The sequence below is a fragment of the Corynebacterium marinum DSM 44953 genome, from assembly GCF_000835165.1.
Classification (GTDB): domain Bacteria; phylum Actinomycetota; class Actinomycetes; order Mycobacteriales; family Mycobacteriaceae; genus Corynebacterium; species Corynebacterium marinum.
Window position 1 is genome coordinate 265,893 of sequence record NZ_CP007790.1, and the last position, 12,927, is coordinate 278,819.

General features: G+C 67.5%; 9 protein-coding genes. 2 read left to right on the plus strand and 7 right to left on the minus strand.

Annotation, left to right across the window (positions count from 1 at the left end):
• Positions 1-9: 9 nt before the first annotated feature.
• The 6 genes from B840_RS01315 to B840_RS01340 form a co-directional block, all read right to left on the minus strand.
• The gene (locus B840_RS01315; RefSeq protein ID WP_042620627.1) at positions 10-1,365 is read right to left on the minus strand and encodes a sugar nucleotide-binding protein; all 1,356 of its coding nucleotides are present in this window, start codon (positions 1,363-1,365) and stop codon (positions 10-12) included.
• Positions 1,366-2,376: a dTDP-glucose 4,6-dehydratase gene (rfbB, locus tag B840_RS01320; protein ID WP_042620628.1), complete on the minus strand. Its 1,011-nt coding sequence runs from the start codon at positions 2,374-2,376 to the stop codon at positions 1,366-1,368.
• Between the two features lie 9 nt (positions 2,377-2,385).
• On the minus strand, positions 2,386-3,651 hold the full coding sequence (locus B840_RS01325) for a membrane protein (protein ID WP_042620629.1): 1,266 nt from the start codon (positions 3,649-3,651) through the stop codon (positions 2,386-2,388).
• 19 nt (positions 3,652-3,670) lie between these two features.
• On the minus strand, positions 3,671-5,044 hold the full coding sequence (locus tag B840_RS01330; protein WP_188656881.1) for a M1 family metallopeptidase: 1,374 nt from the start codon (positions 5,042-5,044) through the stop codon (positions 3,671-3,673).
• Positions 5,045-5,074: 30 nt separating this feature from the next.
• Complete coding sequence (locus tag B840_RS01335) at positions 5,075-7,084, minus strand: prolyl oligopeptidase family serine peptidase (protein ID WP_042620630.1); 2,010 nt, start codon at positions 7,082-7,084, stop codon at positions 5,075-5,077.
• Positions 7,085-7,169: 85 nt separating this feature from the next.
• Positions 7,170-8,240: an alpha/beta hydrolase gene (locus B840_RS01340; protein WP_042620631.1), complete on the minus strand. Its 1,071-nt coding sequence runs from the start codon at positions 8,238-8,240 to the stop codon at positions 7,170-7,172.
• A 552-nt stretch (positions 8,241-8,792) separates the two neighbouring features.
• Here B840_RS01340 and lpdA point away from each other — a divergent pair.
• Together lpdA and B840_RS01350 are read left to right on the plus strand one after the other, a co-directional pair.
• Positions 8,793-10,202, plus strand: a complete 1,410-nt coding sequence (gene lpdA / locus B840_RS01345) for a dihydrolipoyl dehydrogenase (protein WP_042620632.1) — start codon at positions 8,793-8,795, stop codon at positions 10,200-10,202.
• Positions 10,203-10,281: 79 nt separating this feature from the next.
• Positions 10,282-11,376 (plus strand): hypothetical protein, encoded by a 1,095-nt coding sequence (locus B840_RS01350; RefSeq protein WP_052491039.1) that lies wholly within the window; start codon positions 10,282-10,284, stop codon positions 11,374-11,376.
• Here B840_RS01350 and ramB read toward each other — a convergent pair.
• On the minus strand, positions 11,373-12,803 hold the full coding sequence (gene ramB, locus B840_RS01355; protein ID WP_042622424.1) for an acetate metabolism transcriptional regulator RamB: 1,431 nt from the start codon (positions 12,801-12,803) through the stop codon (positions 11,373-11,375). The genes B840_RS01350 and ramB overlap by 4 nt on opposite strands.
• Positions 12,804-12,927 lie beyond the last annotated feature (124 nt).

Genomic DNA, 12,927 nt, shown 5'->3' on the forward strand with positions numbered 1-12,927 from the left:
AGGTTCCTTTCAGTCGCGGTTGGCCAGGTGCAGCGCCAGCCCCACCCGCCAGTCGGTGGGGGTGAAGCCGGTGGCGGTGATCTTCGACAGATCCAAGGTGCTGTCGGCCGGGCGCGGGGCATGCGGTGTATCCCTGAAGTACTGCGCAGTGGTCACCGGGGTGACATCGGCCGGATCGTGGCCGGTGGAAGCGTAGACGGCCATGGCCACCTCCGCCCAGGAAGCCGGATGCCCGGAATTGCTGAGGTTGTAGGTGCCGTAGTCCGGCCGGGTGTCGAGCAGGTGCCGGATGCCGGCGGCGATCTCGCCGGTGAAGCTCAGACGCCCGACCTGGTCATCGACCACGCTGGGGGCGATGCCGCGTTCGGAGAGGCTGGCCATGGTGTCGACGAAGTTCTTGCCCTCCCCGACCACCCAGCTGGTGCGCACGATGTAGTGGCGCGGCGCAACAGCGGCGGCTAGGTCGCCGGCGGCCTTGGACTGGCCGTAGACGCCCAGTGGGCTCAGCGGGTCGCTTTCGCTCCAGTTCCCGCGGGTGCCGTCGAAGACGTAGTCGGAGGAGACGTGCACCAGGGTGAGGTTGTTCTCCGCCGCCACGCGGGCCAGGTTGGCCGGTCCTGCGGCGTTGACCGCCCAGGCGGCGGCGCGGTCATCTTCGGCGGCGTCGACGCCGGTGTAGGCCGCGGCGTTGATGATCGCGGAATAGCTGCGCCACGGGCGGGCGTCGGCCAGCTCGGGTGAGGTGATGTCCAGTTCAGCACGGGTGCAGAATTCCGCCCGCGGGAAAACCTCGCGCAGGGCGCGGCCGAGCTGACCGTCCGCGCCGGTGACCAGGATCTTGCGGGGCGGGACGGCAACGGCATCTGCCAGGGCCGGATGACTTTCGTCCTTGGCGGAGAGCTCCGTGGGCTCAAGCGGCCAGTCGATCATGTCGAGGTTGACGTTGGAGTACAGCGCCTCGGGCGACCAGTGGTCGTTGACCAGGTAGGTGTAGGCGGTGTTCTCTGCCAGCGCCTGGAAACCGTTGGCTACCCCGCGGGGGACGTAGATGGCCACGCCGGGGGTGATCTCCTGGGTGTGGGTCCGCCCGAAGGTCGGCGATCCTTCCCGCAGGTCGCACCAGGCGCCGAAGACCGCGCCGGTGGCCACGGAGACATACTTGTCCCACGGCTCGGCGTGCAGCCCGCGGGTGACTCCCTTGGCCGCGTTGAGGGAGATGTTGTTCTGCACCGGGCCGAAATCCGGTAGACCCGCGGCGGTCATCTTCGCCCGCTGCCAGTTCTCCTTGAACCAGCCGCGCTCATCGCCGTGAACGTCGAGGTGGACGACCAGCAGCCCCTCGACCGGGGTGGATTCGATCCGCATCTACTGGCCCCGCTTCGCGTACTGCTTCTCGACGCCGTCCTTGGCCGTACGCCACCAGTCCTCGTTGTCGCGGTACCACTCAATGGTCTGGGACAGCCCCTCGCGCATGCCGGTGTCGTTGTCGGTGTACTGCGGGGCCCAGCCGAGCTCCTCGCGGAGCTTGGTCGAGTCCATGGCGTACCGCAGGTCGTGGCCGGGGCGGTCGGCGACATGCTCGTAACCGTCCTGGCCCATCAGCTCGCAGATCAATTCGATGACCTGCTTGTTGTTCACGTGGTCGTTGTCCGCGCCGATGATGTAGGTCTCCCCGAGGCGGCCCTTGTCCAGGATGAGGTGGACGGCCGTGTTGTGGTCGTCGACGTGTATCCAGTCCCGGACCTGCTCGCCGGTACCGTAGAGCTTCGGGGTCAGCCCGGAGAGGATGTTGGTGATCTGTCGGGGAATGAACTTCTCGATGTGCTGGTACGGGCCGTAGTTGTTGGAGCAGTTGGACACGGTCGCCTTGATCCCGAAAGAGCGGATCCAGGCACGCACCAGGTGATCCGAACCGGCCTTGGTCGCCGAGTAGGGCGAGGAGGGGGCGTAAGCGGTGGTCTCCGTGAAACGGTGGGGGTCGTCGAGCGCGAGGTCGCCGAAAACCTCGTCGGTGGAGACGTGATGCAGCCGCACATCATGGCGGCGGACCGCCTCGAGGATGGTGTAGGTGCCCACGATATTGGTGTTGACGAAGGGCCAGGGGTCGTCGAGGGAATTATCGTTGTGCGACTCCGCGGCGAAATGGACCACCAGGTCACTGTCGCGGACCAGCTGATCCATCAGGGGGGCGTCGCAGATGTCGCCTTCGACGAAGCTCACCTTGTCCTCGGGCAGCCCGGCGAGGTTTGCTCGGTTGCCCGCGTACGTCAACTTGTCAACCACAGTGACCGAGTAACCGGGGTGATGCGCGAGCGTGTGCCGCACAAAATTCGCCCCGATGAACCCGGCTCCACCGGTAACCAGCATTCTTGTCATGCCTTCACACTATACGGGCAGCTCCGCTGCTCCGCGGGGCGCGCGCAGCAGGCCCGCCGCGTGGATGAACAGACCGCTCAGTGGGCCGACGATCAGGGCCAGAGCTGCGGCGGTAGCCAGTTCCCAGGGCCCGAGCAGCAGGCTGACGGCGACGACGGTGGCTACTATCCAGCCGCTCAGGTAGAAGTCGTGCCGGTTCACGGCGATCGCGGCTGCACCGGTGACCATGAGCGTTCCGGTGCATGCCGCACCAAGAGTGAAAGCGGCCAAGAGGTGGCCGGGCACCGCGAATATCTCGTTGCGCAGGATGGTCTCCATCAACCACGGACCGAGCAGCCAGGCCGCGCCGGAGCCAGTCAGGCCCACCGCCCACACCAGGCCCACCGGAGCGGCGAGTGCTGCGAAGGGGTGCCCCTGATGGCGTACGAAACGGACGATGATCGCCGACTGGAACTGCTGCAGAGGAACCAGTAGCGGGGCACGGGTGAGCGTCACAGCGTAGATGACGGCGGCGGCGGTCACCGCCTGCCCGGTGGTGTCAGGGTTGGTGACCCGCACGAGCGTGGGAAAGCCGGTGATGAGCACCGCCGTGGCGCCGGAAGCGGCCATCGCTGTGCCACCCTGGCGCAGGAATTCCCGGGGAGAGACGTCGGTGACCGCGGAACGCAGCGTGGCCCGCACCTTCGACGAGGAGGCGGCGATGAACACCCACGTGCCTGCCCCCACCACCGTGATCACCAGGAAGGCCAGGATTCCCCACCCCGCTAGCCAGGCGATAATCGCGATCACCATGCGGATTCCCGAGTCGACCGCGACCAGCACTGCGTACTGCCTCCATAACTGGCAGCCCGACAGCACGCCGGAGACTGCCGCCTGCATTGCGTAGCTGGCCAGACCGACCGCGAGGAGCCCCACTCCGATTCCCTGGTGGGTACCCAGAACTAGGTGCATCCATGCCGGGGCGGTCACCGCGATCAAGACTCCGGCGAGCAGCGCAATTCCGGCCGCCACAAGCAACGGTCGGGCGTAGTCCCGCTTGTCGACGTCCGTTCCTCCCGCCGTTTTTCCGGTCTCGTCGCGACGGGAGACGGACACCGCCCGGGTGGTTTCCTGCATGAAGCCCGTGAGCACACCCGTACCAGCGAAGAACAGGCCCCAGTAGGCGTTGAAGTCAGTCGTCAGGGCGGCGTCGTCGCCTAGCGCCCAGGCCGCGACAATAATCACGACGAAGCCGGAGATTCCCGCGATCGCGGTGGCGAGCGTCAGGTATCTCATCGCTGGTGGCTCAGTGATCTCATCTGCGGGGCTCCGGGAAGGGGGGCAGCTCGAGCTGGTGGAGCCACGCGCGCCAGAGGTTCTTGACCTCGTCCTCGGGGATGCCCAGGGTCGCGGCCTCCGCGAGGATCTCGCGTTTGAGGTCGACGGGTTCGACGACGGAGTGGGCGCCGGCGGCGACGTAGCGGCGGAGCGCGCGGAAGAAGGGGGCGTCGCCGAGCAGGGTGCGCAGGGCGTGGACGGTCAGGGCGCCGCGCTTGTACACGCGGTCGTCGAACATGTCGCGCGGGCCGGGATCCGCCAGGAGGATGTTCTGCGGCTGAGCGGCGATCTCGGCGTAGTGCTCGCGGGCGGAGTCTGCGGCGTGGCGGCCGGTGGAGTGCTCGAACCACAGCCACTCGGCGTAGCAGGCGAAGCCCTCGTTGAGCCAGATGTCGTTCCACTGGGCCAGGCCGAGGGAGTTGCCGAACCACTGGTGGGACAGTTCGTGGGCGATGAGGCGTTCCCAGGTGTGGTCGCCCTGGATGTGGTTGGCGCCGAAGATGGACAGGCCCTGGGCTTCGAGGGGGATCTCCAGCTCGTCCTCCGTGACGACGACGGAGTAGGAGTTGAAGGGGTAGGGGCCGAACAACTCGGAGTAGAGGGCGAGCATGCGGGACTGGTCAACAAACTCCTCGCGTGCTGACTCCCGAAGTTCGGCCGGGACCCAGGCGCGGACTGGGACGCCACCGGGCTCGGAGAGGAGTAGCTGCGTGTACTCGCCGATCTGGATGGTCGCCAGGTAGGAGGCCATGGGGTGGCCGATCCGGTAGTGCCAGGTGGTGCGCGATCCGGCGGTCTGCTTCGACAGCAGGGTGCCGTTGACGGCGACGACGTAGGGGTTGTCGGTGGTCACGATGATCTCATAACGCGCCTTCTCATCTGGCGTGTCGTCACAGGGGAACCAGCTGGGTGCGCCGTTGGGCTGCGAGGCGACTAGGGCACCGTTCTCCAGTTCCTCCCAACCGATGTCGCCCCACGGCGAGTGGATCGGGCCGGGGGTGCCGGAGTAGCGGATGACCAGGGAGAACTCGGAATCCACCGGGATCTCCTGGGCGAAGGTGATACGCAGCTTGCCGCCTGACTGGCGGAAGCGGAGGACCTTCACGGTGTGTCCTGCGGTGCCCTGCGCGATGATGCGGGTGGCCCGCATGCTGGGTGCGAGATCCAGCGTCATGGATTTCAGGGGCCGCCAGTTGTCCAGCTGCAGCGTCGCTATGCCGCTGAGGTTGTTCGGGCCGACCCGGTAGTTGAGGTCTAGATGGTAGGAGCGGACGTGGAAGCCGAGGTTGAAGTCGACTCCGGTGTACTCGTCTCGCGTGCCTGGAATGGGTGTGGAACGCAGCCTTCTCATGGTCATGGTCCACAAGATGTTACCGATCACCTATCCGACATGCTGATTCAGCCACTCGAAGATGAGTGCCTCCACCCGTGCGACCTGCTTGTTGTCGGCTGCCCCGGCGTGCCCGCCCTCGGTGTTCTCGAAGTAGTCGACCGGCTGCCCGGCCTCGCGCAGCGCGTGGGCGAAAAGGCGTGCGTGCGCGGGGTGGACGCGGTCGTCGCGGGTGGAGGTGGTCACCAGCGCGGGCGGGTATCCGCCTGCCCCGGACGGGGACACGTTGTGCAGCGGCGACCACGTCTCGATCGCCGCGCGTTCCTCCGCCACCGCCGGGTCGCCGTACTCGGCCATCCACGACGCTCCCGCGGACCAGGTGTGGTAGCGCAGCATGTCGGTCAGGGGCACCTGGATGACGGCTGCGCCGAAGCATTCCGGGTACCGGGTGAGCGCGCCGGAGGTGAGCAGCCCGCCGTTGGATCCGCCGCGGATGGCGATCTGCTCCGGCGCCGCGTAGCCCCTGGCGACGAGGTCCTCCAGCACTGCACGGTGGTCCTCCCACACCTTGTGCCGGTTGGTCTTGACCACCTGGGTGTGCCAGGTCGGCCCGAATTCACCGCCGCCGCGGAGGTTGGGTTGGACGAAGTGGCGGCCGGTCTCGAGCCAGCCGATGCCGCGCACCGCGGAGTAGCCGGGGGTCAGCGAGACCTCGAAGCCGCCGTAGCCGCCGACCAGCGTCGGCCTCGGCCCGCGGGAGAAATCGCCGGTGATGAAGTAGGGGAGCCGGGTGCCGTCGGCGGAGGTGACCCAGTGCTGGCGGGTCTCGAGGCCGGCGGCGTCGAAAAGCGCGGGGGAGCGGCGCACGAGTTCCGGCGACAGGCCGTCCGCGAGGTCGAGGCGGTAGAGCGTCGTCGGTTCGGTGAAGGACGAGGTGGTCAGCCACACCTCGTCGCCGTCGAGCGGGCTGGTGGCCACCACCGAGGCGGTCACCAGGGGCGGGAGCTCCAGGTCGCGGCCCGGTGAGGTCGGGTCGTCGAGGGGGTGGATGAGGACGCGGGTGGCGACGTCGTCGAGCAGCGTCACTACCAGCCACTCCCGCGTGAACGACATGGCCTGCAGCGATACGTGCCCGGTGGGGGTGAACACCGGCCGGATGCCGCGCTCGCCGCCGAGGAAACGGTCCAGTTCGATCACGCCGAGGCCGCCGGCGGGGATGCCGGCGTACTCCTCGCGGGGGGCGACGAACAGCCATTCCCGGTGGAGCGTCGCCCGGCAGTCCTCCGGCAGCTCGAGGACCTGGAGCGGTGCGTCCGGGTCGAGCGGGGCGACGGACTGGCGGGTGCGGTAGAAGTCGAGGGCGCGGGAGACGATGATCCGTTCGTGCCCGGGGGTGGTGTCGGCCCACGCGCCGACGGCGACGTCCTCGTGGCGGCCGGCGGTGTACACGGGGGCGTCGAGAAGTTCGGTGCCGCGCCGCCACACGCGGACCTGCGCGGGGTAACCGGAGGAAGTCAGGGAGCCGGCGCCGGTGTCGGTGCCCACCAGGAGGGTGTCCGCGTCGATCCAGCTGACGTCGGTCTTCGCCTCGGGCAGCTCGAAGGGGTCCGCGGTCACGAACTTCCGCGCGGCCAGGTCGAATTCGCGGACGACGGTGGCGTCCGCGCCGCCCCGGGACAGGCGGACCAGGGCGAGGTCGTAATCGGGGGCGCGGACGTGCGCGCCCTTCCAGACCCAGTTCTCGTCCTCGTCCGCCGCGAGCTTATCGACGTCCACCAGCACCTCCCACTCCGGTGAATCGGAGAGGTAGGAGGTCAGCGTCGTGCGGCGCCACAGGCCGCGGACGTGTTCGGCGTCGCGCCAGAAGTTGTACAGCCATTCGGCGCGGCGCGCGACGAAGGGGATGCGGTCGTCCACGTCCAGGGCGGCCAGGATCCGCTCGCGCAGCTCCGGGTTGTCCGCGGCGCCCTCCGTCGCGTCCGACCACTCCTGCGCCCAGGCGAGGGCGTCGGGGGAGTCGATGATCTCGAGGGACTGCAGGAGTTCGGGGGAGTCGGTCATGGGTTCCAGGCTACGTGCGGGCCCGGCCGGGAATGCGGAGGCACCGCCCACCGGGTGGTGGACGGTGCCTGTCGGTTGCGCGGGATCAGGAGAAGAGGGCGCGCTCCAGGGTCGGCCAGGACTTCTCGACGTCGTCCAGCCAGTAGTTCCAGGAGTGGGTGCCGGTCGGACGGTGGTTCCAATCGGCCGGGATGCCCAGGCTGTCGAGCTTGGCCTTCAGGTTGTGGGTGCAGATGTTGGTTGCGCCCTCGATGAGGCCGCCCTCGACGATGAGGGTGGCGGCACCCGCGGAGGCGGTGGCCGGGTCGTAGCCCTGAGCGATGTAATGGCCCGGCATGTCCCACTCGCCGGCGAGGCCGGTGGCGTTGGAGATGTAGAGCTCGGAGCCGCGCAGGCCCTCGGCGTGGACGAGGGCGTCGTTGGCGATGTTGTGCGGGCTGCCCATCGGGCCGAGCATCTCCCGGGCGGTGGTTCCCGCGCGCTGGACGGTCAGGTCGACGGAGGTGTATCCCAGCGGTGAGGCGGTCTCGGCGCAGCCGGAGAAGGAACCGACTCCGTCGAAGAAGCCCGGAGCCTTCTCGGCCAGGAGCAGCGAGGAGGTGGCGGACATGGAGAATCCGGCGATGGCGCGGTTGTTGTTGGCGCCCAGGTAGGGCTCGATGCCGCCCGGCAGCTCGCGGAGGAGGAAGTCCTCCCACTTCTGGGTGCCCTTGAGGTAGCCGGGGGCCGCCGCGGGGTTGGGGTTGTCCCAGTTGACGTAGTACGAGAACGCGCCCTCCTGCGGGATGACCACGTTCACGCCCTTGTTGGCGTAGAAGTCGACGATCCCCGGTGCGCGGACGAGCCAGTCCATGTTCTGCTCGGCGCCGCCGGCACCGTTGAGCAGGTAGAGCGTGGGGGCGTTCGCCGGCTTGCCCTCGGGGCGGATGACCGCGAGGGGGATGTCGCGGCCCATCGCCGTCGAGTAGGCGTTGAGGTGCTCGACCCGCGAATCGCCCGCGGTCTGGGTGCGCCAGCCCGGCATGGGGTCGGCGTTCGTCATGGAGGCGATCACGGAGGGCTTGACTGTGGAGGCGTCAGCGACCGGCGCCGCGAGAGCGGACGCGCCGATGGCGAGGGCCGCGACCGGGGCGGCGATCTTGCGGAGGAACTTCATGGGGTGGCTTCCTTGGGTCGTGTTGTGGCCGGATGCGGCGACTAGTTGTTGCTGGGACGCACCCTGGCCGAAAGCTGGACGCGTTCACAGGGGTACATCGTAACGGCTGTACCGCATGTTAACGGTCCACCCCCGAAAGTGCAGGGCTTCGGGGGTGGAACGATGGTCATATACCCGACTCATGTTACAGAAGTTATAGGTGGTAGGCAAGGGGATGCTGTGTCATAATGCTGACAGTTCGTTTCCGGTGGCCTGCGTAACGGTTTGCCCGGATTCGGCGCTAATACTTACTGGTAACCCGCTGACATCCAGAGAAAGAAGCCACGCATGTCCATTTTCGAGCAGATCATCGTCGCCATCAACACCTTCCTCGGCTCGGGGGTCCACGGCCTGTCCTCCGCATCCTCCAACGCGGCGCTGTTCCTCGGTCTCTTCTGATCAACCCGTTCCGCCCGACGCCCCGGCCACCAGTTCCACCCGGCCGGGGCGTCTTTTTGCCGCGGGGCCCCCGGCCGGTGACACAGGGGGCGACAGTCACCTATTCTTGATGGCGTGACTGAACATTATGACGTTGTAGTACTCGGTGCGGGCCCCGGCGGCTACGTCGCCGCCATCCGCGCAGCCCAGCTCGGCAAGAAGGTTGCCGTCGTCGAGAAGCAGTACTGGGGCGGAGTCTGCCTCAATGTCGGCTGCATCCCCTCGAAGGCGCTGATCAAGAACGCCGAGGTCGCCCACATCTTCACCCACGAGAAGAAGACCTTCGGCATCAACGGCGAGGTCTCCTTCGACTACGGGGACGCTCACAAGCGCTCCCGCCAGGTCTCCGACAAGATCGTCGGCGGCGTCCACTACCTGATGAAGAAGAACAAGATCACCGAGGTCGACGGCTTCGGAACCTTCAAGGACGCCAACACCATCGAGGTCACCGAGGGCAACGACGCCGGAAAGGTGCTCACTTTCGACGACTGCATCATCGCCACCGGCTCCGTGGTCAACAGCCTCCGCGGCGTCGAGTTCTCCGAGAATGTCGTCTCCTACGAGGAGCAGATCCTCAACCCGGTCGCCCCGGAGAAGATGGTCATCGTCGGCGCCGGCGCCATCGGCATGGAGTTCGCCTACGTGCTCTCCAACTACGGCGTCGACGTCACCGTCATCGAGTTCATGGACCGCGTCCTGCCGAACGAGGACGCGGAGGTCTCCAAGGTCATCGCCAAGGCCTACAAGAAGATGGGCGTCAAGCTGCTTCCGGGCCACGCCACCACCGCGGTGCGCGACAACGGCGGCTCCGTCGAGGTCGATTACCAGAAGAAGGGCTCGGACAAGACCGAGACCATCACCGCCGACCGCGTTCTGGTCTCCGTCGGTTTCCGCCCGCGTGTCGAGGGCTTCGGCCTGGAGAACACGGGCGTCGAGCTCACCGACCGCGGCGCCATCGCCATCGACGACTTCATGCGCACTAACGTTGCGCACATCTACGCCATCGGCGACGTCACCGCGAAGCTGCAGCTCGCCCACGTCGCCGAGGCCATGGGCATCGTCGCCGCCGAAACCATCGCAGAGGCGGAGACCCAGGCGCTGGGCGACTACATGATGATGCCGCGCGCCACCTTCTGCAACCCGCAGGTGGCCTCCTTCGGCTACACCGAGGAGCAGGCCAAGGAGAAGTGGCCGGACCGCGAGATCAAGGTCTCCTCCTTCCCGTTCTCCGCGAACGGCAAGGCCGTCGGCCTGGCCGAGCCGGACGGCTTCGCCAAGATCGTCGCCGACGCAGAGTTCGGCGAGCTGCTGGGTGGACACGTTGTCGGCGCCAACGCCTCCGAGCTGCTCAACGAGCTGGTCCTTGCGCAGAACTACGATCTCACCACCGAGGAGATCAGCCGCGCCGTGCACATCCACCCGACGCTGTCGGAGGCCGTCAAGGAGGCCGCCCACGGTGTCAGCGGCCACATGATCAACTTCTAAGGGCGCATCCCGCTCCCACCTGCAAGGGGTCTCCTACCGGAGGCCCCTTGTTCCCTTTCTCCAGGAGGTACCGGCACAGATGGCCACGATCGGAATTCTGGCTGACGACGGACAACCCTCGCGCGACGTCACCCGCATCGTCGAGGACCTGCTCGACGACCCCCGTTACGACAACGAGGACGACGGCACCCGTACCCTCACCGGCACCTGGCCGGGGGTGGGGGAGGTGGAGGTCCGCGTCGAGACAGTCCCGATGAGCCCCGACGGCGACGTGATGCTCTCCGACCACGCCCGCCAGATCCTGCAGACCCGGGGGTGGGACCGCTTCATCTACGTCACCGACCTTCCCCTCACCGCCTGGGAGAGGCCCGTGGTCAGCCAGCGGGCGCGTGCCGACGCCGCCGTGCTCATTTCCCTGCCCGCCCTCGGCGCCTTCGGCACCACGCGCAGACTGCGGCGCGAACTCATCAGCCTCGTCGAGGAGGACCGCCCCGTGGCCGGCGCGCGGCGCGGGGGGCCCGACCTGGTGGAGGGGGAGGACTCGGATGACTCCGCGGGCGTCGAGACCCGCGTGCTCGACCACCGGGGCAGGACCATGCGCATGGTCTTCGGGATGATCCGGGGCAACCAGCCCGGCCGGCTCCTGCCGGTGCTGTCGAGTTCGTTGGCGGCCATGGTCGCGACCGGCGGCTTCGGCGTCTTCTACGGGTCCATCTGGAAGCTCGCGGAGGAGATGAGCTGGTCCCGGCTGCTGCTCATCAGCACCTTCGCCGTGGTCTCTTTCACGGCCTGGCTGATCATCCACAACCGGCTGTGGCAGCGTTCCCACACCCAGGAGACCAGGTGGCGGGAACGCATCGACAACCTCGCCACCATCGGCACGATCGGGATGACGGGGCTGATCCTCTACCTGCTGGTCATGGCCGTGCTCTTCGTCTCCTCGGCGGTGGTCATCCCGGTGGGCTACCTGGAGGCGGAGCTGGAACGCGAGGTCGGCCTGCCCACCTACGCGTCCATCGCGGCGCTCAGCGCCTCCCTCGGGGCGATGGCCGGTGCGCTGGGCTCCAACTTCGACCGCGACGTGGAGATCCGTTCGGCCACCTACAACCTGCGGGAATACGAACGCAGGCTGCAGAGCGGGTACTACGCGGGCAAGGGCCGGACGGAAGGCTAGTTGTAAGGGGCGACCGAGGAGCGGTGGGCGTCGATGGTGATCTCCTCGTGGATCGGGGGGAACGCGCGCTGGGCGCAGTTCTCCCGCGGGCACACGCGGCAGCCCGCGCCGATGGGGGTCGCGCTCGACAGATCCTCCAGATTCAGGCCCTCGGCGTACACCGTGCGGTCGGCGTGGCGGGCCTCGCAGCCCAGGCCGATGGCGAAGAGCTTGCCGGTATCGCCGAACCGGCCCCGGTGGTGGCGCACCGTGCGGGCGATCCACAGGTAGTTCCGGCCGTCCGGCATCTGCGCCAGCTGGCGCTGGATCGTGCCGGGGTTGGTGAACGTCTCGTAGATGTTCCACAGGGGACAGGTTCCGCCGGAGTTGGCCAGGTGGAAGCCGGTCGCGGACTGTCGTTTGGACATGTTTCCGGCGCGGTCCACGCGGACGAAAGTGAAGGGGATCCCCCGCAGGTTGGGCCGCTGCAGGGTGGACAGCCGACTGGCCACGGTCTCGTAGCCCACGCCGAAGACCTGACAGAGGAAGTCGATGTCATAGCCGGAGCGCTCGGCCTCCGCGTGAATCCCCTGGTAGGGGAGGAGGACGGCGGCAGCGAAGTAGCTGGCGATTCCGCGGCGGGCCAGGTTCGCGGAGGCCTCGGAGGTGAAGGACTCCTCGGCGACCAGGGACTCGATGTCCTCGCCCACCTCCAGGTACGCCAGCTCCATGCCCATGCGGAACGCCCGCTGGCCGGTGTGCAGTCGGCTGGCCAGCTGCAGGTGGCCGGTCTCCCGGTCGAGGCTGTGGAGGGTGCCGTTGAGGTCGGAGGAGGTGGAGATTTCGATGCCGTGGTGCTGGCGCAGCCGTTCGGCGATGGCGTCCTCGGTGCCACGGATGGAGAACCTCTCGACGCCGAGTTCCCCGGCGATGGATTCGGCGGAGGTGTCGAGGTCGTCGAGGTAGTTCTGTCGCGAGTAGAAGAAGTCGCGCACCTCGTCGTGGGGCATGGACAGGGCCTGCGCCCCGGGGGAGGAGTTGATCGGGCCAGCGAGCCGGCGGGTGTCGGTGGCGATGGACAGTTTGTCGCGGACGTTGCGGTAGCGGCGGTGCATGTCCACCATCGTTCTGGCGACCGCCGGGTGGTTGTACACCAGCTCGGACAGCTCCTGCAGCTCGACCGGGGTGGGGCACAGCTCCTTGTCCAGGACGACGTCCTGGATCTCGGCGAGGAGCCGGGAGTCGTCGTCGCGCGAGAAGAAGGTCGCGTCGACGCCGAAGGCCTCGGTGATGCGGAGCAGGACGGGGACCGTCAGCGGCCGGACGTCGTGTTCGATCTGGTTGACGTAACTGGCGGACAGTCCGAGGGTCGACGCGAGCGACGCCTGGCTCAGGTCACGTTCGCGGCGGAGTTGGCGGAGCCGTGAACCTACGTAGGTCTTTCCCATGCCCGACATCGTAGCGTGATGGCGCTCACTCCCAGGCATTGTTTGCGAACTTTGTGTGGAGAACGTAGAGCCTGGAGCGAATGTTGTGGTGGGAAACGTTCGCACAGGTGAAAGCAATCGAAAG

Excerpts from the sequence above, each read along its gene's own strand:
- B840_RS01340 (WP_042620631.1), bottom strand. The coding sequence starts at position 8,240 with ATGAAGTTCCTCCGCAAGATCGCCGCCCCGGTCGCGGCCCTCGCCATC.
- B840_RS01325 (WP_042620629.1), bottom strand. The coding sequence starts at position 3,651 with ATGAGATACCTGACGCTCGCCACCGCGATCGCGGGAATCTCCGGCTTC.
- rfbB (WP_042620628.1), bottom strand. The coding sequence starts at position 2,376 with ATGACAAGAATGCTGGTTACCGGTGGAGCCGGGTTCATCGGGGCGAAT.
- ramB (WP_042622424.1), bottom strand. The coding sequence starts at position 12,803 with ATGGGAAAGACCTACGTAGGTTCACGGCTCCGCCAACTCCGCCGCGAA.
- B840_RS01330 (WP_188656881.1), bottom strand. The coding sequence starts at position 5,044 with ATGAGAAGGCTGCGTTCCACACCCATTCCAGGCACGCGAGACGAGTAC.
- B840_RS01315 (WP_042620627.1), bottom strand. The coding sequence starts at position 1,365 with ATGCGGATCGAATCCACCCCGGTCGAGGGGCTGCTGGTCGTCCACCTC.
- B840_RS01350 (WP_052491039.1), top strand. The coding sequence starts at position 10,282 with ATGGCCACGATCGGAATTCTGGCTGACGACGGACAACCCTCGCGCGAC.
- B840_RS01335 (WP_042620630.1), bottom strand. The coding sequence starts at position 7,084 with ATGACCGACTCCCCCGAACTCCTGCAGTCCCTCGAGATCATCGACTCC.